At 49.1% G+C, this 22,359-nt stretch carries 16 protein-coding genes; 11 read left to right on the top strand and 5 right to left on the bottom strand.

Going from position 1 to position 22,359, the window contains the following annotated elements; translation table 11 throughout:
• Nucleotides 1–33: 33 nt before the first annotated feature.
• Together XM38_RS06945 and XM38_RS06940 are read right to left on the bottom strand one after the other, a co-directional pair.
• A complete protein-coding gene (locus tag XM38_RS06945) occupies nucleotides 34–1,029 on the bottom strand; it encodes a 2-hydroxyacid dehydrogenase (protein ID WP_080807413.1) in 996 nt (331 codons plus the stop codon).
• 65 nt (nucleotides 1,030–1,094) lie between these two features.
• Entirely contained in the window at nucleotides 1,095–2,075 is a 981-nt protein-coding gene (locus XM38_RS06940; RefSeq protein ID WP_080807416.1) for a diguanylate cyclase domain-containing protein, read from the bottom strand.
• A gap of 212 nt (nucleotides 2,076–2,287) precedes the next feature.
• Between XM38_RS06940 and XM38_RS06935 the strand changes: the two genes are divergently transcribed.
• On the top strand, nucleotides 2,288–2,638 hold the full coding sequence (locus tag XM38_RS06935) for a zinc ribbon domain-containing protein (protein ID WP_080807419.1): 351 nt from the start codon (nucleotides 2,288–2,290) through the stop codon (nucleotides 2,636–2,638).
• A 19-nt stretch (nucleotides 2,639–2,657) separates the two neighbouring features.
• Here the strand turns inward: XM38_RS06935 and nblS are convergent, their stop codons facing one another.
• The gene (nblS, locus tag XM38_RS06930; RefSeq protein WP_080807423.1) at nucleotides 2,658–4,655 is read right to left on the bottom strand and encodes a two-component system sensor histidine kinase NblS; all 1,998 of its coding nucleotides are present in this window, start codon (nucleotides 4,653–4,655) and stop codon (nucleotides 2,658–2,660) included.
• A gap of 449 nt (nucleotides 4,656–5,104) precedes the next feature.
• Nucleotides 5,105–6,385: a phosphoribosylamine--glycine ligase gene (gene purD / locus XM38_RS06925; protein WP_080807426.1), complete on the bottom strand. Its 1,281-nt coding sequence runs from the start codon at nucleotides 6,383–6,385 to the stop codon at nucleotides 5,105–5,107.
• A gap of 370 nt (nucleotides 6,386–6,755) precedes the next feature.
• Between purD and XM38_RS06920 the strand changes: the two genes are divergently transcribed.
• From XM38_RS06920 to XM38_RS06905, 4 genes are all read left to right on the top strand, one after another.
• Complete coding sequence (locus XM38_RS06920; RefSeq protein ID WP_137455039.1) at nucleotides 6,756–9,845, top strand: PAS domain S-box protein; 3,090 nt, start codon at nucleotides 6,756–6,758, stop codon at nucleotides 9,843–9,845.
• A gap of 16 nt (nucleotides 9,846–9,861) precedes the next feature.
• Complete coding sequence (locus tag XM38_RS06915) at nucleotides 9,862–10,245, top strand: DUF2358 domain-containing protein (RefSeq protein ID WP_080807432.1); 384 nt, start codon at nucleotides 9,862–9,864, stop codon at nucleotides 10,243–10,245.
• 290 nt (nucleotides 10,246–10,535) lie between these two features.
• Complete coding sequence (locus XM38_RS06910; RefSeq protein ID WP_137455038.1) at nucleotides 10,536–11,006, top strand: hypothetical protein; 471 nt, start codon at nucleotides 10,536–10,538, stop codon at nucleotides 11,004–11,006.
• 206 nt (nucleotides 11,007–11,212) lie between these two features.
• The gene (locus XM38_RS06905; RefSeq protein ID WP_080807438.1) at nucleotides 11,213–12,277 is read left to right on the top strand and encodes a 3-deoxy-7-phosphoheptulonate synthase; all 1,065 of its coding nucleotides are present in this window, start codon (nucleotides 11,213–11,215) and stop codon (nucleotides 12,275–12,277) included.
• A 14-nt stretch (nucleotides 12,278–12,291) separates the two neighbouring features.
• Here XM38_RS06905 and XM38_RS06900 read toward each other — a convergent pair whose 3' ends face one another.
• Nucleotides 12,292–12,963, bottom strand: coding sequence for a response regulator transcription factor (locus tag XM38_RS06900; RefSeq protein ID WP_080807440.1), 672 nt, complete (start codon nucleotides 12,961–12,963; stop codon nucleotides 12,292–12,294).
• Between the two features lie 881 nt (nucleotides 12,964–13,844).
• Between XM38_RS06900 and hpsE the strand changes: the two genes are divergently transcribed.
• The 6 genes from hpsE to XM38_RS06870 all read left to right on the top strand — a co-directional run bounded on the left by hpsE (nucleotide 13,845) and on the right by XM38_RS06870 (nucleotide 22,220).
• Nucleotides 13,845–15,650 carry a hormogonium polysaccharide biosynthesis glycosyltransferase HpsE gene (gene hpsE, locus XM38_RS27465; RefSeq protein WP_256995761.1) on the top strand — a complete coding sequence of 602 codons (1,806 nt, stop codon included), beginning with the start codon at nucleotides 13,845–13,847 and terminating at the stop codon, nucleotides 15,648–15,650.
• A gap of 249 nt (nucleotides 15,651–15,899) precedes the next feature.
• The gene (locus XM38_RS06890) at nucleotides 15,900–17,597 is read left to right on the top strand and encodes an alkaline phosphatase family protein (protein ID WP_088429391.1); all 1,698 of its coding nucleotides are present in this window, start codon (nucleotides 15,900–15,902) and stop codon (nucleotides 17,595–17,597) included.
• Nucleotides 17,598–17,609: 12 nt separating this feature from the next.
• Nucleotides 17,610–18,785, top strand: coding sequence for a glycosyltransferase (locus XM38_RS06885; RefSeq protein WP_080813516.1), 1,176 nt, complete (start codon nucleotides 17,610–17,612; stop codon nucleotides 18,783–18,785).
• Between the two features lie 205 nt (nucleotides 18,786–18,990).
• The gene (locus tag XM38_RS06880) at nucleotides 18,991–20,091 is read left to right on the top strand and encodes a hypothetical protein (protein ID WP_137455037.1); all 1,101 of its coding nucleotides are present in this window, start codon (nucleotides 18,991–18,993) and stop codon (nucleotides 20,089–20,091) included.
• Nucleotides 20,092–20,598: 507 nt separating this feature from the next.
• Nucleotides 20,599–21,327 carry a glycosyltransferase family 2 protein gene (locus tag XM38_RS06875; protein ID WP_202978844.1) on the top strand — a complete coding sequence of 243 codons (729 nt, stop codon included), beginning with the start codon at nucleotides 20,599–20,601 and terminating at the stop codon, nucleotides 21,325–21,327.
• Nucleotides 21,328–21,539: 212 nt separating this feature from the next.
• Nucleotides 21,540–22,220, top strand: a complete 681-nt coding sequence (locus XM38_RS06870) for a hypothetical protein (RefSeq protein ID WP_137455036.1) — start codon at nucleotides 21,540–21,542, stop codon at nucleotides 22,218–22,220.
• The last annotated feature ends 139 nt before the right edge of the window (nucleotides 22,221–22,359 follow it).

The raw sequence follows: 22,359 nt of genomic DNA, 5'->3' as shown, positions 1-22,359 counted from the left end.
GTCAGGCGCTTCATCAGCCCTCACCCGTTGTTCTTAGGTGATAGCAATTCGGTTGGGGCAAGGGCGGTTGGCCTCAATGTCGGCGATGTTGGCCAGAGTTGTCTGGGCAATGTTGTCTAAGGCATTGCGGGTAAAGAACCCTTGGTGGGCCGTCAGCACCACGTTGGGAAAGGACTGCAGCAGTTGGAAGGTATCGTCTTGAATCACCGTGTCTGAGCGGTCTTCAAAGAAAAGGGGACCTTCTTCTTCGTAGACATCGGCACCGAAATAGCCCACCTGTCCTGACTTAATGCCCTCAATGATGGCGGGAGTATCGATCAAACCGCCACGGCTGGTGTTGATCACCATGACGCCAGGCTTGAGTTGCTGAATCGTCTCTCGGTTGATCAGGTGGTAGGTGTCGGGGAGCAGGGGGCAATGTAGGGAAATCATATCGGATTGGCCTAGCAGCTCGGGTAAGTCTGTATAGGTGACTCCCAATTCGAGGCAGGCAGAGGCTGGGTAGGGATCGTAGGCCACTAGGTTACAGCCGAATCCATGCATGATACTGGCAAAGCACTGGCCGATCTTGCCGGTGCCGATGATGCCGACGGTGCAGCCATGCAGGTCGAAACCGAGGAGACCATCTAGGGAGAAATTATCGTCTCGGACTCGGTTGTAGGCTCGATAGAGTTTGCGATTGAGCATTAAAATCAGGCCCACGGCATGTTCGGCGACGGCGTAGGGAGAGTAGGCGGGCACCCGTACTACGGTCATGTCTAGGGCTTGGGCAGCCTCTAAATCCACGTTGTTGAAGCCAGCGGAGCGCAGGGCAATCAGGTGCGTCTGTTGCTGTCGGAGGGCATGGAGTGTCTCTGAGTCCAGCTGATCGTTGATGAAAGCACAGACTGCCGGAAAGCCCTCGGCTAGGGGAGAGGTTTTGGGCGTCAGGCGAGTTTCGAAGAAGGTCAGGTCGTGGTGGTAAGCGTGATTGGCCTGGGTCAGGAAGTGGCGGTCATAGGCTTTGGCACTGAAGACGGCGACTTTCATGGCATCTCTGGGCTGAGAGTGGGCTGGTCGTCTTCGGTCTGCTTAGCACTTCGGCCGAGGCAGCGTCAATGGCCTGCTTCCGAGATCACGGTGAGGTCGGCGCAGATGCGATCGCGTCCCTGTTGCTTGGCCCGATAGAGTCGCTGGTCGGCGCTGGCGATGAGATCCTCTGGGCCCTGGTTGGCCTGGGGAATCAGACTGGCGATGCCGAAGCTGAGGGTGATATGGTCAGCAACGCTGGAGTAGTGATGGGGTAACCGTTCGGCGTGGATGGCCGCCCGGATGCAGTGAGCTATCTGTAATGCCCCTGATAGTGGGGTTTCTGGTAAGGTGATGGCGAACTCTTCGCCGCCATAGCGGCTGGCCAAATCGGCTGGTCGCTGAATCGTCCGTTGCAGAATATGGGCGACCCGTTGCAGGCACTCGTCGCCGGCTTGATGGCCGTAGTGGTCATTGTAGGCTTTGAAATAGTCGATGTCGCAGAGGATGAGAGACAGAGATCGATGCGATGGCCCTTGAGGGCCGGTCTTTGACCATCGCATCAGTCGCCGCCACTCCTGCTCTAGATGCTGATCGAAATGACGGCGATTGGCAATTTGAGTCAGTCCATCCAGATTCGCCAGTTTCAGCAAGGCCTGATTCGCCGCCTCTAGCTGCTGGTAGAGATGGGCCTGCCAGATCATGCGCCGTACCCGCTGTAGCAAAATTGCCCACTGCACTGGCTTGGTGACAAAATCAGCTGCTCCTGCCGCAAAGGCCCGTTTCACCGAGGTTTCATCCTCTAGGCTAGTAATCATCAGCACCGGGATATGCTGCCCCCCCGGTAAGGTTTGTAGGCGGCGGCAACACTCAAAGCCATCCATGGTCGGCATCACGGCATCCACTAATACCAGATCGGGGCAGAGCATCTGAAACAACTCTAAGCCAGTGCTGCCGCTGTCAGCCTCGACAACATCGTAAGCTTCCTGTTCAAGGCGTTGCCGCAGCACAGCTCGAGCAACTTTGTCGTCATCGATGATCAAAATGCGGGACACCTGTCGGCACATAGCGTCAGAGGGATGTCGAAATGTCAGGACAGACGGTCAGATCAACCGTTAGGTAGACAGGGCACTCGCAGCCAGCGACGGTTCTAGATATCGCCGGGGCCAATCAGCGACGGCTGGCGGCATGGCGTAGCTAACGGTATAACCATTGTGGCACCGAGACGATGGATCACTGCCTAAAATAGGGGCATGGCGCCCAAAAGACCTGCTTCCCTATGACCGTTTGCCCCCGTTGCCAAACTCGTATTACCCCCGGCGATATTCACTGTCCAACCTGTCGGTTGCCCCTAAAAGCCTATGGCCATCCTGGCATGACCCTACATCGCGCCACAGATGGCATGCCCCTATGCGATCGCTGCACCTATCACCAGGATGATACCTGCACATTTCCCCAACGTCCCCATGCCCAAACCTGCATCTTGTTTCGGGATATGGCAACCCCGGTCTCACCCCCCACCGTTGCTCCTCCCGTTCAATGGCGGCTGCAAAGCTGGCTGCGCCGGCATTCGCTATGGGTAGGTCTTCTGGCCCTGTTAGGGCTGAGCTTACTGATTAGCCTGACCTAAGTTCAAAGATCTTGGGAGTTCAAAGGTCTGGGGCCAGGCCCATCACCACCGGATCGGCCACCGCTGAATCTTGGCATGAGGGGGTGCGATCGCAATTATCAAGGTCTGCAGCGTTATCGGCATCCTCAGTCTCATACACCGCTAGATCAAACCAAAACGTGGTCCCCGTTCCCACTTCGCTGATGAGATGGACCCGGCTATTGTGTTTTTCGATGATATTTTTGACGATAGATAGCCCCAAGCCAGTTCCTTCCAGGGTATGGACTCGATTCTCCACCCGAAAGAACCGATCGAAAATCGCCTCTTGATCCTCCGGGGCAATCCCAATGCCCGTATCTGACACCTCCACCCTGACACAGGCCGGTTCATCAGGGTGCTGGCGCTTCAAGGGAGTTGGATAGGCGCGAATAGCCACCCGGCCCCCAGCCTCCGTAAACTTCAAGGCATTGCCCACCAGATTACTGAAGACCTGCAGCAGCAGATCATAATTGCCAAACACCGGTGGCAGGTCAGCTGCGACCTTCTGGACGAGTTCGATCTGCTTGTCCTTAGCATTGAGTTGGTGGGTGCGCAGGGTTTGCTCAATGGGCTGATGAATGTCAACGGCCTCAAACTGATAGCGCCGGTTCGACTCTAATCGCGACAAATCCAAGACGTCATTGACCAAGCGAGTCAGGCGATCGGTCTCGTGGTTGGCCGTCTCTAAAAATTCTTGCTGTTCGGTTGCGGTGAGATCTGTGCCGTACTCATGCAGCGTCTCAATGAACGACTTGATGTTAAATAGAGGCGTGCGCAACTCGTGGGAGACATTGCTGATAAACTGCGCCTTGGCTTCATTCAGGGCCACCTCCCGGGTAATATCCTGCACCGTGATGGCGATCCCCTTCACATTCTCCTTAGCCTGATCCAGCACCGTATTCAGCAGAATCCGCACCATGCGATTGGCTGGTTCAGTCAGGGCGATCCGAAATTCCATGCCTTCAGACTCCCCCGCCACTGCCTGGAATAGGGGCCGAGTCAACTGCACCCGCACCTGATTGGGAAAGTGCTCCAGGGCATTGCCTGCGGTGAGATTGTGGCCATCCCAGCCAAACATACGGCGAGCCGCCGGGTTTACCAGCACAATATTCATATCGGCATCTAACAAGATGGCGCCATCGACGATGGTAGACACCAGCGTTTCCAGCTTCGCCTTCTCTGCCGTTAGCTCTTCGATATTTTGCTCTTCATAACGCTCCAGCCGCTCTGCCATATCGTTGAAGCTGTGAATCAGTTCGCCTAACTCACCCCCCAGCGGCAGATCAATGCGCTGCTTAAAGTTGCCAGCAGCAATGTTTTTTACCCCAACCAAGAGTTCCTTAATTGGCTGAGTAATGGTCAAGGCATTAAACACAGCCCCCAAGATCACCATGACCCAAATCGAGACAAACACCGCGATTGTGACATCACGAGTCAGATGAGAGGAGGCCACCACCGTCGGATTGGGGTTGATCCCCAACGCTAAGACCCCTAAATAGTCACCATTATAGTTGAGGGGCACGAAGACATCAGTCACCTCACCTGCCGGAGTTAGGTGCTGACGCACCATGGGGCGATCGGCATTTTTGGCATAGTCTTCCGGCAACTGCATGCGCCGTCGCAGCGTTAAGGAGTTCTGTACCGTAGCCTCAGAAAAGGGAATGCCGAAGAAAATGTTGCCGTCCTCATCGGCATAGAGCATGTAGCGAACACTAGAGGTACTCTGATAGAAGCTATAGGAAAATCGGGCCAACTCGGTGCGATCTTCCTTCTGCACCAGAGGCGCAACATTGGCCGCCAGCAGCAAGCCTAAATCTCGGCCAAAGCGAGTGTCGTTGAGACGGGCATCTTGTTGAATCGTATTGACGGCCCAAAAGGTGAGGGCACTCATGAGTAAGGAAACCATCAGGGTTGCCCCTGCCATCAGGCGGGTCTGGAGGGTGAAATCTCCCCACCAACGAACAATGAGCTCCCGTATCTGGTTCAATAGTCGGATCAAGGTACCTCTAAACAGTGTTGCTAATAAAGGGCTTCTAAATTTATAGCGTTAGCCAAATAGCTGAGTACAACCGGCTTCGCTTAAAGCTTATACCAAGTCCAGCTGGAGATCTGGCTTTCCCCCTAGATCCCCCTCTAGGTCTGGACGCTAGATCCGGACCTAGATGCCGGTTAGAGGACATGTGAAAGCTCGGCTGAAAGCCCTGCCGGGTAAGCGTTTTAGAGCGTATGGCTCTGTTGGCCAGAATCCCGTCTGGAGCAAGGTTGCAGGGTACTTTCCAAATATCCTCTCAGCCAAATTCCGATAACGGATAAGACATCCCAATTTTCAGTTTAGGGGCTGCCGATACCATCAGTCAGTCAGGTCTGATGGCGGCGCCAATCCGCTATCCAGGCATAGAGACAGGCATAGAGAATAGATGGCGCTATCGGGGTGGCTGGGAAACGGGATTAATGATTCTTGATACGGTAGCCAATATCTCGACGATAGTACATGCCATCGAAGTGAATATAGGTCATGGCATCATAGGCTTTGGCCAGAGCCCCATCTATGGTGTCGCCTAGGGCTGTTATGCCTAGTACCCTGCCACCATGGGTGACCAGCTGTTGGCCTTGCCGTTGGGTGCCGGCTTGGAAGACGCAAACATCCTCTGCAGCTTCGGCTTGCTCGAGCCCTGTAATACTGTGGCCTCTCTTATAGGCACCAGGATAGCCCCCTGCCACGGCTACGACACAGGCTGCCGTGCCAGTGTGCCACTGTAGTGGTGGAAACTGGTCGAGTCGTTCTTCTAGGCAGGCCTGCATCAGATCGGCTAAGGGAGTTTTGAGCAGGGGCAGCACTACCTGGGTTTCGGGATCGCCAAAGCGACAGTTGAACTCGATCACCTTAGGATCCCCTGTGGGCGTGATCATTAACCCCGCATACAACACCCCCCGGTAGAGGATGCCCTGCTGTCGCAGCGCGGCTAGGGTGGGAGCTAAAATTTCCTGCTGAATTCTCTCTAGCAGGGAAGGGGGCACAACCGGCGTCGGGGCATAGGCTCCCATACCGCCCGTGTTGGGGCCTGTGTCGCCTTCGCCAATGGGCTTATGGTCTTGGGCTGGCAGCAGGGGGCGAATGGTGTGGCCATCGGTTACAGCCAGTACAGAGGCCTCCTGGCCAGTGAGATAGTCTTCGATGACAACTCGATGCCCGGCTGCACCAAACTCTCCGGCAAAGGCTGCCTCAATGGCGGTAATGGCTGTCTCCAGGGAGTGGGCAACGGTAACGCCCTTGCCAGCAGCCAATCCGTCGGCTTTGACGACGATGGGGATGCCTTGGCTTTCTACGTAGGCGATGGCTGGGGCTGCTTCTGTAAAGACCCTGGCCTGGGCGGTAGGAATCTGGGCCGAGTACATCAGCGCTTTGGCCCAAGCCTTGCTAGCTTCAATTTGGGCCCCACTTTGGGTAGGACCGAAGACGTTGAGTCCCTGACTGGTGAGATAGTCTGTAATGCCATCGGCTAGGGGTTGTTCTGGGCCAATCACCACGAGGGCACAATTATTGACCAGGGCAAATCGAGCAATCCCTTCAAAGTCGCTAGGGGCTAGGGCTAGGTTACGACAGCCTGCCAGTGTTGCTGTTCCCCCATTGCCAGGAATACAGAAAATCCCGCTGATGGTAGGAGATTGTAGAAGCTTCCATGCTAAGGCATGCTCGCGACCGCCACTGCCGACTACTAACGCTCTCACCAGATCTTGTACCTACTCATCGCAGCGCTCCTTATTTTGCCATGGAAGGTGCCTGAGAAGCTGATCGGTGATCAGGCCCTTAACGAATCCCAGCAAAGTGGGGCTATAATCCTGCACTTTCGTGACCGCTGATTCACAATAGGGGGAGTGGCCGCAATGCAATGGGACGCCGTCAGGCTTCATGGGGTTGCAAGGTTAAGGCAAAAATCAACCGGATTGTCTGCTGGTTGCTTGAATTGATTGTATAGTCTCCCCAGTTATCTGGCGCTTGCATTTAGGTCCTGATGCCTACCCTACGGGACACTCAAGAGACGACTGTCGTCATCATGCTTGAGGTTGGTTGGGGGCTAGATAGTTCCCAGGTGAGGCCTTGACAAGTTCATTGCCCCTGAAGCATCTAGCCAATGCCATAGATACTCTGTCGGATCCTGTGATATCAGCTATGACCCAGCGCTTTTCTCCGCCGTCAGCTGCCTCGAACGCCCAGCAACCGTCCCCATCGCCAGATCCTGCTGCCCCAGCAGCATCGCCGTTGGAGCCACCCCCAGACGAGTCGTCGCAGAGGGTAGCCCTGCAAGCTCAAGTGGAGGCCCTGCAAGCTGAAGTGGCAGAGTTGCGCCAGACATTGTGCGATCGCACCCAGACCCTGGAGCAACTCACCCGAGATAAAGCCGCCCTAGAGAAGAAATACCAAGAGCAGACCGCCCATCTCAAAGTCTCCAACGACACTCTCGTGGCTGAGGTGGTCAAACAAACCCAAGCAGAAAATGCCCTCAGGGATGCCAAGGATCAACTGCAGGCCATCCTAGATGCCGTGCCTGGCATCGTGTCGTGGATTAGTTCTGACCTACGGTATCTGGGAGTCAATCGGCATCTGGCCCAGACCTTCAAGATGCCAGCTGAGGCCTTTACCAATCAAGACATTGGGTTCCTCCATACCAGCACCGAGTTTAACCAATTTGTAGCGGATTTCTTCCAGAGTGATCAGCAGGATGCCTTCAAAGAAGTCTCTGCCTACGTGGGCGGTAATCGCCGCCAGTTCCTGATCGTGGCCCAGAAATATAACGAAGGCAAGGCGGCCTTTACCGTGGGCATTGACATCAGTGAGCGCAAACAAGCGGAGGAGGCCCTACGGGAAGCCGAAGCCAAGTACCGCAACATCTTCGAAAATACCGTCGAGGGCATCTTTCAAACCACCTCAGATGGGCACTATGTCAGTGCCAATCCTGCCCTGGCTAGAATCTACGGCTATGATTCGCCAGCGGACATGATGGCGAATATCACCAGCATCCAACAGCAACTCTATGTCAACCCGAAACGCCGGGAAGAGTTCACCCGGACTCTGCAGCAGCATGGTTCGGTCAAGAATTTTGAGTCTCAGGTCTACCAGCGGGATGGCAATATCATCTGGATTTCTGAAAATGCCCGCTCTGTTCATACTGACGATGGCACCCTGCTGTACTACGAGGGCACGGTCGAAGACATTAGCGACCGCAAAGAGGTGGAAGCCGCCCTCCAGCGTGCCAACGAAGAGCTGGAACAACGGGTCACAGCCCGCACAGAAGCCCTGAGTGCCGCCAACGAGCGCCTGATGACCGAGATTCGTGAACGCCAGCGGGCCGAAGAAGAGCTGCAGGCCTCTACCGCGGAATTGAAGGCCCTGTTTGCGGCTATGACCGATGTGATCACGGTGTTCGATGCCGAGGGGCAGTACCTCAATATCGTGGCCACTAATTCGGCTTTGGTCTATAACCCCGAGACCGAGCGGGAAGGCAAAAACATCTACGATGTCCTGCCGCCCTATCAAGCGCAGCTGTTCATGCGCCACATCCAGCAGGCCCTCAATACTCGCCAACCCGTGCGCCTCGATTACAGCTTACCCATTGGGGAATGGCGAGACGATACCCATCCCGATGGCATCGCCGCTCCAGAAGATTTTGAGACCACTGCTTGGTACACCGCCATTGTCTCCCCCATGCCCAACAATCGGGTCATTTGGGTGGCTCGCGATATCACCGAACGGCGTCGAGCCGACTTAGCCCTGCAGCGAGCGGAAGAGAAATATCGCAGCATTTTCGAGAATGTGGCCGAGGGAATTTTCCAGGTGGATGACCAAGGTCGTTGCCTCAGTGCTAACCCTGCCCTGGCTCGCATGTTGGGGTATCTCTCTCCGGCTGAATTGATTGGCCAGGTAAGCGATATTCGGCGGCTCTATGTCGATGCAGAGCATCGGCATGCCCTAGAACACCAGTTACATGCTCGAGGCTCTGTGGCCAAGTTTGAATCGCAGATCTACCGGGCCGATGGCACCATCATCTGGGTCTCTGAGAATGTCCGCACAGTCAAGAACAGCAGTGGTCAGATCCTCTACTACGAGGGCACTGTGGCCGATATCACCCAGCGCAAGCAGGCAGAAGAGGCCCTGCGAGCTAGCCAACGGGATCTTGCTACCCTGATGGGCAATTTAGCGGGCATGGCCTATCGCCGCATGTGCGATCACGAGCGGCAGGTGGCCTTTGTCAGTGAAGGGTGTTACGAGCTAACTGGATATCAACCGGATGAATTGATGCAGGTGAATGGAGCCTTTGGTCGGCTAGTCCATCCTGAGGATCATGCCTACGTGGGCGAAAAACTACAACGGGCGATCCAGGAACGCCAGCCTTTCGAGACGATCTATCGCATGATCACGGCCGCAGGAGAGCAAAAATGGGTACTGGAAAAGGGCGTCTGCACCTATGCAGCTGATGGCACTCCCGAGTTTATTGAGGGGTTTGTCACTGATATCACCGAGCGTAAGCAAATAGAAGAGGCCCTGCAGATCGAGCGAGAGAAGTCGGAACGACTGTTGCTGAATATTTTGCCAGAATCCATTGCTGAAGAACTGAAGCAGCAGCACCAGTCAGTGGCCTATCGCTTTGACGAAGCTACCATCCTATTTGCCGACATCGTCGACTTTACGGGGCTGTCTGTTGCGATCGCACCGACCGACCTCGTCAACCTCCTCAACCAAATCTTTTCCATCTTCGATCAACTCGCCGAAACCCACGGCCTAGAGAAAATCAAGACCATCGGCGATGCCTACATGGTAGTGGGAGGCGTCCCCAACCCGATGGCCAACCACACCGAAGCCATCGCCGATATGGCCCTGGATATGCAGCAAGCTATTACCCAGTTCAAACGTCAGGATGGGGCTTCCTTCGGGCTACGCATTGGCATCGCTACTGGGCCAGTCGTGGCTGGGGTCATTGGCAAACGTAAGTTCTCCTACGACCTCTGGGGTGATGCCGTCAATGTCGCCAGTCGCATGGAATCCCAAGGGCAAGCTAACCACATTCAAGTGACCAAACAGGTCTACCGACGACTTAACGATCAGTATCACTTCCAGAAACGGGGAACCGTTACGATTAAAGGGCGCGGTGAAATGACCACCTACTGGTTGCTCCATCGCCGCCACCGATGAGAGACCATCGACCAGTATGGATATTCTGGAGCGATTAAAGCAGGATTATCAGCGCTTCCCTGAGGATCAAAGTTATGATCTCTACGCCGACCAGGTCTACTTCCAAGATCCTCTGAATCGCTTTCGTGGGTTAGCTCGATACCGCCAGATGATCCAGTTTATCCGCCGTTGGTTCATCGACATCGATCTCCAACTCCACGCTATCGATCGTCATGCCGACCAAATTGTAACGCGCTGGACCTTGGCCTTCACGGCTCCCTTACCCTGGCGTCCCCGTATTGCCATTCCCGGCCACAGTGAACTGCAGCTCAATCCGGCTGGCCAGATCATTTCCCACATCGACTACTGGGACTGCTCTCGCTGGGCAGTGCTCAGGCAAGTGATGATGAGCACAGACTAAATAGCGGGTTATGGGCTCAAACCGTTCAGGCGCAACAATACTATCCTCAGACATCGGAAAAAATTACACAGCAGGATTGACACTGTGACCGGTACATTCGCCTTCAAATATGCCCTAGTGCTCTGGAGAAGTTACCAAACCTGAATTAAATATCATCTTGATTGGGAACTTCATCAGGGCTGGTGAGCGTCACAACCATCGGTGGAAATGTCCCAATCGATCCAGCTTCTGCCCCCTTGAAAGCTAAGTTACCACGCACGGTTGTTGACTCGTCAGAGGTCATCATCACTATGACTCGTCCATTCTCTCTGGCTCTTTTGTCTACGCTGGCCCTAATGGGAGCTGCTATGGCCTCTCCTAGTCAGCCCCTCGAATCTTCCCTAGATCCCCTCTATCACCAGGTCAAAGCCAGTGCCCTCACCAGCTTGAAGGTGATGCTATCGTCCACCCCTACAGTGATTCATCTAGAGGCCAGCGATGCCAATCCTCAAACTCACCATCTCCATATTCGCAGTAGTGGGGCAGAGCTCAAGGGCCAAATTCGCATCGACGGCAACGTGGTTCAATCCTTTAATGCTGCCACCCGCCTGGAGTTAACGCCCTATCTCACCGCCGGTCAGACTACCCGCATCGAGCTAACAGGCCAGTATCAGCCTGCCGCCGCCACAGTCCACATTGCGCTGTCCGGTCTCGACCATGACGTGATTGAACTCAGTGGCGGCGGTCGCTTGAATGTCAGTCTAGAGGTAACCATGGGATAGCTCAGCATGGCCTCCTATCCCATAGTCCCTTGGACCAATCCGCTTCTGAACTGTGCTCCAGCGCCTGGCTAGCTGAAGAGATGCAAACACTGGGTTGGCTTTCGTGAGGGCACCCCTCAAAATAAGTCATGGACCTTGCACAATAGAAATGATGCGTTGCCTTAGAGTCAGCGCTGATCTGCCATTGACTTCACTCTGCCGACCCTATGCATAAGACTCAAGATCTCCACGTCGTTGAAACTCGTCCGCTAGTTAGCCCGGCACTACTGCATCACGAGTTACCTATGAGTGAGAAAGCGGCTGCCTTGGTTGCTGACACTCGCGATCGCATCCGCACCATTTTGTACAACGAAGACCACCGTCTATTGGTAATCGTTGGCCCCTGTTCGGTCCATGACGTCAAGGCGGCTTATGAGTACGGCCAAAAGCTGGCAGAGCTTCGCCAAGAGCTGGCTGACCGGTTAGAAATTGTCATGCGGGTATATTTCGAAAAACCCCGCACCAGCATTGGTTGGAAAGGTCTGATTAATGATCCCCACCTAGATAATAGCTACGACATCAACACGGGCTTACGCTTAGCCCGTAAGCTACTGCTCGACTTGGCTCATCTCGGACTGCCTGCAGCCACCGAACTGCTGGATCCCATTACCCCCCAGTACATTGCCGATGTCATCGCCTGGACAGCAATTGGCGCTCGCACTACTGAGAGCCAAACTCACCGCGAGATGGCCTCAGGCCTCTCTATGCCCATCGGCTTCAAGAACAATACCGATGGCAGCTTGCAGGCCGCTACAAACGCCATGCTAGCCGCTAGTCAGCCCCATCACTTCCTGGGGATCAATCACCACGGTCTCGCCAGCATCGTCGCCACCACCGGCAATCCCGATGGTCACTTAGTGTTGCGAGGGGGCAAGCAAGGGCCTAACTACGACCGGCATCATGTCGACCAAGCAAGTGCGGAACTGGCAACCTTAGGCCTCAATCCCCGAATCATGATTGATTGTAGCCATGCCAATGCCAACAAAGACCACAACCGCCAAGTTGCGGTGCTGAGAGATATCGCCCAGCAGCTAAAAGACGACTCTAGGCATATTCTAGGAGTCATGATCGAAAGTCATCTGGTTGCTGGTAAGCAGCCTATTCCTACCGATTTAAACCATCTGGTCTACGGCCAGAGCATCACCGATGCCTGTGTTGACTTCAATACCACGGCTACCATGCTACGCACCTTAGCCCAAGCCGTGTCGCCGATGGCTGTTCCCGTACCCTAGCCCCGACCCTAAGACTAAGACACCAAGTGATGATCGATGGCGAACCGTACCAATTCTGCCCGATTATTTGTCTCTGTTTTGCGCAGTAGGTTGCTGACGTATTTTTCTATGGTGCGAGAACTCAGGTAAAGCTGGTCCCCAATTTGGGCATTGGATAATCCGTCGGATAGCAATGACAGCACCTCCCGTTCTCGAGCCGTTAGATCCAGCTGTATAGTATCGGGCATGGCTTTAGGACGTTGATTGGGGGTTAATGAGGCATCGTCAGACCGCATCTCTAGAGAAGATTGCTGCAGCCAAGCCGCCTGAATCATCTGCGTCCGTTCCAGCAGATTGCGGACGATGGCGGCCAACTCTTCCAACTCAAAAGGCTTAGGTAAATAGAGATCACATCCCATCTGATAGCCTCGGATCCGATCCCCGGTATCGTTGTGAGCCGTCAAGAAAACCACTGGCAAGAGCCGCAGCATCGGTTGCTGACGCACCTGGCGTACCAACTCATACCCATCCATGTAGGGCATGGCAATATCGGTAATCAACAAATGGGGCTGATAGGTTTGAATGCACTCTAGGGCTTCGGCTCCGTGGCTGGCCGTAACGACTGAATACCCTTGCATTTCAAGGTAATCATTGATAGACAGCCGAGTGCCTTCATCATCTTCAGCCACCAGAATCATCAGCGGCATGGGCTACTGTCTCACTCCCGTATCTCACCTCTATAGCCTAGAAGATACACTCTAGTCAGTGGTGGTCTCCTATAGCCAAAATTCAGCGAACTTGAAATCTAGAGATGCTTACAGGCACATCTACGTGCCAGCCAAACACCAGTCGGCTGTACTCCCTTGGACTGCCTCAAACCTATTATCATACCAGAGCAAGAATATTCCAAGTAGAGATCTTAGGTGGTGCTGATCATGCTGGCCAGGGAGGATAAAGTTAGGATGGGCCAAATAGTCACATGCTGGATTGAGTCTAGAGTCAGCCCCTTGACTTGCTCATACTGCTCTTAGTTATCGGCCGTCATTACCATAATGCAGCACTGGCGAAGTTACCAAAGTTGGTAGATGGCCATAGGGCTTGTGGAGAAGAGGATAACTTTGTTTGAAGCTTTTATAAAGCTTATGCGACTTACCCGAAAATACGAAAAAGCTATAGTAAAGTCAACGCACCGTTACCACGCTACTTGCCCTGTAACAAATTAGACTAGATTACTCACTGAATCGGCAAACAGGTATTTCCGTAAGGTGAGGGCTGTGCTGGTTAAACTGACTTAGCTTATACGATCGATCTGTCATAATTCCCGCATCTTTATTAGTAGGACGCCAGGAGGAAGGCTAGTTAAAATGTTCCTAGATTGGATAGCCTCCACAGACATTTACCTTTTCCTTAAAGATGGACAGCATCCAAAGCTAAAATGCCGAGTTGAGCCACTGGGAATGGATCAATGAAATTATGCAGCCTCAGGGAGAGCTAAACTAAGACTGAGTGGCCACCATATCATAGCTCCCCGGTGAACTGGTGATCACCTCAAGGGGTCTCTACCAAGCTCAAGGAGTTTAAGACATTGGTGATTTCTGGTATACCAACACAGCAGTTAGATATCTCGGTCGCCATCCCTACCTATAATGGTGCTCAGCGATTGCCTTGCCTGTTGGACCGGTTGCGATCGCAGCAACATGTTGATCACATTACTTGGGAAATTATTGTCTGTGACAACAATAGCCTGGATGAGACAGCTCAAGTAACTCAGCAATATCAACGCACCTGGACCGGGGCTGCTGAATTGCAGTACTGCTTTGTTGCGGAACAAGGAGCCGCCTTTGCCCGTCAGCGAGCGGTAGAAAGTGCTCGGGGTAAGCTAATCGCCTTTCTAGATGATGACAACCTTCCAGAAGACGATTGGGTAGCTAAGGCTTGGAACTTCGCCCAGCAACATCCAGAAGCAGGCGCATTTGGCAGTCAAATTCACGGGGATTTTGAACAAGCACCACCCGAGGAATTTAAACATATTGCCTGTTTCTTAGCCATTGTCGAACGAGGACCAAATCCTCATCGTTACGACCAACATACGAAGGTTCTGCCACCAGGAGCAGGACTCGTTGTTCGTCGAGACGCGTGGCTCCAAAGCGTTCCTAGGCGATTATTCTTGAATAATAAAGGTAAGGCTGCTGGCCTTGCCAGCGAAGACTTAGAAGCCATCTTATATATCCGAAAAGCGGGCTGGGAAGTTTGGTATAACCCAGCCATGGTCGTTTACCATCAAATTCCTAAAGGACGGCTTCAGAAAGAGTATTTAGTTACCTTAATACGTTGTGTTGGGCTAAGCCGCTTTTATATTCGCATATTAAGTACAAGCGCTTGGAAGCGACCTTTATTGCTACCTTTATATATAGTTAATGACTTACGCAAGTTATTGTTGCATATAATTAGAGAAAAACGAGAGCCTTACAAAAATTTGTTGTTTGCCTGCGAAAGAGAATACCTTTTTAGCACATTATCTAGCCCAATTTTCATTGCTCGGAAGGGATTGAAAGACTACGGTAAGACTACCTTGAGTGGCCTTAGCAAGGATAAATGCAAGACAGTCATTGATCAGATTGAGTCGGGATTTGAGAATAATCTTTTCTGCTTATACCAGCAACCGATTTTCTCGACTGATAATTGCCTAAACGATCCACTCAACTATGAAGTATTAGTCAGGCTCTTATCCTGTACACTTAATTCCGATTCCCCTACAACGAGACTTCTGTTACCAAAAGATTTCATGCCAATTGCTGAGTACTATGAACTAACCAAAACAATTGACCGCTGGGTAATCCGAACGCTATTCAACTCAATCAAAAGATCATCACCTCAAAAAAACTGTCAGGCAAACTACTCTATCAATCTGTCACAGGCCAGCATACGCGATCAGTATTTCTCTGTCTTTCTTTCTGATTTATTGAATCGACATCAATTTCCTGCAGAGAATTTTTGGATTGAGATCCCTGAACATGCGGCGAAAACTTATCCAGATGCGGTCGCTCGCTTGACCCACGAAATCGAAGAGATAGGTTGTAACATTATTCTAGATGATTTTCGTGATCCTGGGCTTCTCCGACAGCTACCAGAAACTAGCATTTACCACTTTAAACTCAGTTTTTTGTCATTGGAATTGCATATGAAAAGCCTAGTTAGATTGCAAGAATTTAGGAATATTATTGAGCATGCCAATTCATCCAAAATCACCATAATTGCCAAAGGAATTGAGAAGAAATTGATGTTAGATGTTGCCAAAAGACTAGGTATACCTTATGTTCAGGGATATCAACTTAAGAAGCCCCTGCCATTAGAGAATTTATTTTGGGCTAATTGCTTTAGAGATGTAAGCTGAAGGTAGATCATGAAGACTGCGGAATTATTAGACTTTAATTGAGAGCAGTGATTTGAAAGTGATTTAAATTCGTAAGTAAGCGATAACTCCAGGATGAATAAATACAGTGCGATTATCTATCAACTTATTTGCCAGACTTCTACAGAGCGTTTTGGTTGCCAAGAACTTCAACTATTTATGTTTATAGGCATAAACTCCCAATGGCAGCTTAATGCTTCTTGAGTTAATGAAATTGATAAGGAGAATATTATGAAGAAAAAAGTAATTGCTATTGGTTTAGATGCAGCAGACCCAGTGTTGCTTGAGCGTTTAATATCCCAAGGACATCTACCAAATTTGAGCGGGTTACGTAATCGCGGCGCTTATGGACGCCTCAAAACTCAAGTAGATTTATGTGGGACTGCAACGGATACAATTTGCTCTGAGCGAAACTGGGTGATCTTCTCAACAGGTTGCTATCCCAGCAAAACAGGCTATTGGGATACCGCAAAGTACCATCCAGAGAATTACCAAATTACTCAAGATAGAAACCATAAAGGCGAATCTCTAGGATACGATTATCAGGAGTTTCAGGCATTTTATGATCTCGGAGCTGAGTATAAGGTAGGTCTGTTTGATGTTCCAATGTCTGGCGTCAGTGAAGACTTCAATGGTATTCAAATCTCAGTTTGGGGTAGCCACAGTGGTTCCCACATGGATCCCTATTCAACACCTGATAGTGTTCTCCCAGAAATTAATAAAAAGTACGGTCGTAATCCTTTATTCAAACGGGACTTTGGTGTTTGGTGGAACCCAAACTATGTAGAGTGGGTACAAAAATCCGTTCAAGATAGTGTGTCAACACGAGCTCAAGTATGCCGTGATTTCTTGAACAAAGATTCTTGGGATTTGTTTATTGCTGTCTTTGGTGAAACTCATTCTGCTGGGCATGATCTTTTACACTTCAGCGAAGTAGATCACCCACTCCACCACTCGGCCAAAGTATCTCATACTTCGATAAATCCCATGGTGGAAGCGATGAGAAATGTCGACAAAGCTGTTGGAGAGATTCTGGCTGATATCTCTGAGGATACCTATGTTTTGGTATTTGGGGTTCACGGCATCACCAATAATATGGCTGACCTATGCAACATGGCCTTTTTGCCAGAACTTTTGTATCGATATAATTTCCCAGGGAAGGTGGGACTGGCTCCTGGTAAGCTAGGGACTACACCACCTAAGCAATTCGCGAATCCAAAGCGGAAGACATGGCCAGGAGAAGTCTGGCAACAGCGCTTCGATCCTAACCCGATCAAGCGTTTTCTACAGAAGTGGATGCCGAGTAAGTTTGATTCACTTCTGAATTCCGGTCCTAATCCCGCATTAACCTCCCCGTATGAACTTCTGAAGCAAGGAGAAGATTTAGCTTGGATGCCCAATATGTGGTATCAGCGTTTGTGGCCACAAATGAAAGCATTTGCCTTACCTGGTGTTGCTGAAGGATTTATCCGTATTAACTTAGCAGGACGTGATCGCGATGGCATTGTGAAGCCTTCAGAGTATGAGTCCATCTGCAACGAGTTGACCGAATATCTATACCGACTGACTGATGCAAGAACTGATCAGCCGATCGTCAAGTCAGTCGCGCGGACTCGTCCTGAGGGTGATTATAGCGACTTTAAACGTCCCGACGCTGATCTGGTCGTTTCCTGGCACGACACACCTACAGACGTGATCGATAGTCCTGATTTTGGGCGTATTGGTCCATTAACCTACTATCGTCCTGGCGGTCATACATCTCGCGGCTTTCTGCTAGCAAAAGGACCAGGAATCGCTGAGAACTCTAGTCTTCCCGAAGGACAGGCTGTTGATCTCGCTCCTACAGTCTTGGATTTAATGGGGGCAGACATTCCAGGACACCTTGACGGAAGTTCTCTAATTAAGCGTTCTATCCCTGTTGCAACTTAATAGAGGTGCTTCATGGCAGATTGTTCTGCTCCAAAGCATATTTTCGTTCTGGCTCCTAACCTGTTTGGATTCAGGGGGGGAGTACAAGTTTATTCCTCGCATCTAATTCAGGCAATTCAAAAAGTTTACCCTGAGAGCAACTACAGTGTGTTTCTTAAATACGAGCAGAACATTGCTAATGCTACGAATGATTTATCTTTTCTGCCTCAAACTCGTTTCTATCTGTTTGGAGAGATAGTCTGCGATACGAATGGTTGGCGGCGGCGGTTTCGAACTATCTTGTCAGCCACCACTATTCTTTTTAATGCATTAATTCGTCGTCCTGGCCTCATTGTGACGACCGAAATCAATTATTACATCGTGTTGTGCTACTGGCTGCATCGATGGTTGAACATTCCGTACTGGATTGTGCTGCACGGTATCGAAGCTTGGGATATTCAGAATTCTGCCTATAAACAAGCGCTACAAGGGTCAGAGCGCGTCATCGCTGTTAGTCGCTATACGCGCGATCGCATCTTGTCAGAAGGATATCTTGAACCTAAAAAGATATGTGTCCTGCCAAATACCTTTGACCCTGGCCGCTTCAAAGTTGAGTCTAAACCTCACTACCTCTTAGAACGTTATGGCTTAGAGCCTGAGCAGGCTATCATCTTAACTGTTACACGCCTGCAGAAATTCGCATACTACAAGGGCTATGACACAATCTTAAGGATGCTACCTAAGATTCGTCGACAAATTCCAAAAGTCCACTATATTCTGGTGGGTAAAGGGGATGATCGATCTCGCGTTGAAGCGATGATTCGTGAGCTTGATATTCAAGATTGTGTGACACTGACAGGGTTTGTGCCTGATGAAGAATTGCCCGACCACTATAGCCTGTGCGATGTTTTTGCCATGCCAAGTAAAGGGGAAGGATTTGGGATTGTTTATCTAGAAGCATTAGCGGCCGGCAAGCCTGTATTAGCGGGAAACCAAGATGGCTCAGTTGATCCTCTCCTGAATGGCCAGCTTGGATGCCTAGTTAATCCAGACAATGAAGAAGAAATAGCAGCCAGGCTAATAGAAATTCTTAAAGGCACATATTCTGATGAGAAAATATATAATCCGGAATGGTTACGCCAGGAAGTCTGCAAGCATTTTGAGCTCTCTCAATTTAACAAAACACTTAAGGCATTCTTAAAGGACTAAACCCTATAAAAAATCGGTTATGTAGGGAAAATAATCTAAATACTTGCTAAGTTGAAGCCAGCAGTTCTAATAAGAAAACCAAGGACAATTGTCTACCATAAAAGTTATTTAGAAGCTACTCTAGATTTAGATGAGATAATATGCTAAGCATCAGTTTAGCTTTTATGCAGCCGCTTAAAGCTATTGCCGTTAAGTCAATTGAGCAATGACGTTTCCTCCTATCTATTTTTATGTCCCTGAGACAAGTCTTATAGAGAATTTGCCGGAGAAAGTTAATCTATTCTGGCCATGGCTAAATGGGAAAATAAAAAATGCTAGTGCAGGTACTGGTGCATATACTTGGACTTTACAAACTTATTTGAATCTTAATAAGATTGGCTTTCCGTGCAAGCTGGCATCGACTTTGCCAGAGGTAGGAGTTTTGATTTCTCACCGATCATTACTTCCATCCAACTTAAAGCCGGGTAAACAGTTATTATTAATATGTTTGCAGGGTGACAAAATAAGGCATCCTTTTGCTCAGATTCACGTAGTGCAGAATCCTAGGCAAACAACACATAGACATCCTTTTCTCTCATGCTGGCGAGATTATTTCATTCCTTTTTGGACTCAATCTGGTCTAGTGCCAAGAAACCCTGCACGTGGGGACTTATTCCAAAATATTGCCTTTTTTGGAAGAGATCGTACCAACTTGGCTCCAGAGTTGCGCCAGCATCAATGGTTACAAAAAGTTAACGAGTTAGGCCTAAATTTTAAGATAGTAAATCAACCTGAACTATGGTGCAATTACTCAATGATTGATGCTGTTTTAGCTGTCAGGAATTTTAGGCGACGTACTCTATATCCTTGGAAACCTGCGTCGAAACTATACAATGCTTGGTTGGCTGGTGTGCCTGCTATTTTGGGGCCAGAATCAGCATATAGGGCTGAGCGAAAAAGTGAGCTTGACTATCTTGAGGTAACCTCTATAGATGAAACAATTGGCGCTATAACTCGACTTCGTGATGATTTAGAGTTGAGACAGAGGATGATTGAAAATGCTAATTTTCGTGCTCAGGGCATAAAGCATGAAAAAATAACTCAACATTGGTGCGAGTTTTTATCTAAGGTGGTTCCAGCAGCTTATCAAGAATGGCATGGATTCTCTCGAATAGAACAGTTGCGTTTGTTATCTATTAGCCGTATGGCATTTGAATATTACAAAATCAATCGATCACTTGCCTTAAGCAAATTAAGAATAAACAGGGTTTTTGAAAAGAAATTTTTTTACGGGGAAGATATATATATACACAATGAGTATTTTTAATTAATGCTTTGATTTTGATATTCCGCATAAGGTTATGAGTATATTAAAGATTTAGATGGAGAGTGCATCATGATTCACTGAGAGAAAATAATGGCAATTGAACTGCCATTTTCCGCGTATTTAATAATCAACTGTAATTCTTGCAGATAAGAAGTTTTGGCCTTTTCATAGGGTATAAGCAAAATATACAGATGCGAAGGCATTTTCCTCTGACTTATTAGTCCCATTTAAATGTTAAGGAGTTGGGAAATTGCACAACCACCTATCCCTCTTGCCTCAAAACTCTTATGTAGAGAGCTTTTCAGGATGTTCTCGATAATCCAATTTATTGAGAAACCAGACATCAAAACACCTAAAATCCTTACGCTTTGGTTGATTGAGTGAATACAAGATGCTTGGGAAGCTGCTGCCTCTTCTACTGGAATGGGTTTAAATTTGTCAACCCAGTTGAGCAGTTGCAAAATTTGAGTTATGCTAGTCTTCATAATTGCGATAAAAAGCGCACAGGTGTCAAAGTCGTGGAAACTTGTTGAAGGATTATTTGAGCGAACAATTAAGTCGGTATGCTCTCAAACCTCAAATCAATTTAGAGTCATTGCAGTCTGCCATGAGAAGCCAAAAGTTGAATTTGAGCATGCTAACCTAACATATCTTCCAGTTGATTTCCCAATTCCAGATAGTGTTGAAGTACAGCGAGTAGATAGAAGACGTAAGCATTTAGCTGGTTTATTGCATGCAGCAAAATTTAATCCAACTCATACTATGTACGTTGATGCTGATGATTGTGTGAGTAAGCATCTGGCAAACTTTGTTTCAAGTTATCCGGATAACTATGGCTGGTTCTTTAGGCAAGGTTATGTATACCCTGAAGGTGAAAAGGTTCTCTACTTGAATAGGAAAAACTTTCATGAATGGTGCGGGACTAGTAATATTATTCGATACGATTTGCACAAACTTCCACCTAGTACGGATGATGATTTTATAGACTATAGTTATTACCATAATAGTCATAAACATATTGTAGAAATTATGCTTAAACAGGGAACTCCTCTACTTCCTCTACCTTTCATCGGCTCAATCTATAGTGTTATGCACAGTGATAATAATAGAAACTTCAGGAAAATAATTTTCCCAGATCATATTGCTTTTAGATTTAAGGCTTGTCTGTTCAATTATCGGCCGTTAACTGCTAAGTTCCGAAGTGAATTTGGCCTTTACAGTGTCTCCGCAGAATAGACAAAACATTATGTGCTTTGGGTTGTTTGTTTGGGTTGGGTGGAATGAAACTTTGTGAAGTCAACTCTAGAATATTACCTGAGATTATGCTAGACCTAGTATAGGTTTTCTTGCTTCGAAGGAGTTGGATTTGAGATTTTTAGATATCTGATAACGCATAGATATCTGATGACGCCTCACCGTAGTCTTATTTCATTTTTAACTTTTTGCTTGTGGAAAGAAAGTATGGTCAAAGATATGTTGCTTTCTTTCGAGAGAGTAAGATCTTCTTACTCCTAAACTTTTTCTGGGTAGGTATTTTTCTCGCTATTGGTCTCTATGCAAAAACTGGTGGCGGTGATCGTGGCCATTCCGTCGGTACATTGTTTGCTGACTTTTTTACGGATACTTACCCTCTCTATGGATTTTTTACGAATGTCTCTGAAGTCTTGTGGTGTATAGCGCTAACTATCTGCAGCTTTACTTATGCAATTCTTGCTTCATTAAGTCGAGAAGCTTATCTTTTGAAACGATTTTCATTTTTTTCTTCCCTTTTACTTGGCCTGTTTGTGCTAGATGATATATTTCGTTTAACGCTAATACTAAAGGTGTTTATTGGAATTCCTAAATTAGTTTCGTACTTGATATATGGTTTCTTGCTAGTTGGCTATTCAATTTCATTTCGTAAGTTTCTGTTATCGACTCCATACTTGTTACTTCTTTTCTCAGCACTTTTACTAGTCATGTCGGGAATTTCAGATCTCTTGCCTATACCTGGAAAAGGTACTCCTGCCATGTTAGAGGATGGCACAAAGCTATTGGCTGTCCTAAATATTTGCATTTTCTTCTGGACTGTTTGCTTGGCCTCTATTCGAAGGAAGCTTACCTCTAATGGACAGTCCAGACAGATTTAGGTGTCTGTAGTTTTATACTCGAATATAGGCAAAACCTGCAGTTATCCGAGCCGCTTTTTCAGAGATTAGCGAAGCGAAAGCCGACTTCGTTTGTGTAGAAGCGGTTACTCAAAGCGAAGTAACTTCATCGTCATAGACG

Source organism: Halomicronema hongdechloris C2206, from assembly GCF_002075285.3.
In the GTDB taxonomy this organism is placed as follows: domain Bacteria; phylum Cyanobacteriota; class Cyanobacteriia; order Phormidesmidales; family Phormidesmidaceae; genus Halomicronema_B; species Halomicronema_B hongdechloris.
This window is presented reverse-complemented; position numbering and strand designations above follow the sequence as displayed.

Coding starts and splice junctions, on each gene's coding strand:
- XM38_RS06945 (WP_080807413.1), bottom strand. CDS start 1,029: ATGAAAGTCGCCGTCTTCAGTGCCAAAGCCTATGACCGCCACTTCCTG.
- XM38_RS06940 (WP_080807416.1), bottom strand. CDS start 2,075: ATGTGCCGACAGGTGTCCCGCATTTTGATCATCGATGACGACAAAGTT.
- XM38_RS06935 (WP_080807419.1), top strand. CDS start 2,288: ATGACCGTTTGCCCCCGTTGCCAAACTCGTATTACCCCCGGCGATATT.
- XM38_RS06915 (WP_080807432.1), top strand. CDS start 9,862: ATGGATATTCTGGAGCGATTAAAGCAGGATTATCAGCGCTTCCCTGAG.
- XM38_RS06910 (WP_137455038.1), top strand. CDS start 10,536: ATGACTCGTCCATTCTCTCTGGCTCTTTTGTCTACGCTGGCCCTAATG.
- XM38_RS06905 (WP_080807438.1), top strand. CDS start 11,213: ATGCATAAGACTCAAGATCTCCACGTCGTTGAAACTCGTCCGCTAGTT.
- XM38_RS06900 (WP_080807440.1), bottom strand. CDS start 12,963: ATGCCGCTGATGATTCTGGTGGCTGAAGATGATGAAGGCACTCGGCTG.
- XM38_RS06890 (WP_088429391.1), top strand. CDS start 15,900: ATGAAGAAAAAAGTAATTGCTATTGGTTTAGATGCAGCAGACCCAGTG.
- XM38_RS06885 (WP_080813516.1), top strand. CDS start 17,610: ATGGCAGATTGTTCTGCTCCAAAGCATATTTTCGTTCTGGCTCCTAAC.
- XM38_RS06880 (WP_137455037.1), top strand. CDS start 18,991: ATGACGTTTCCTCCTATCTATTTTTATGTCCCTGAGACAAGTCTTATA.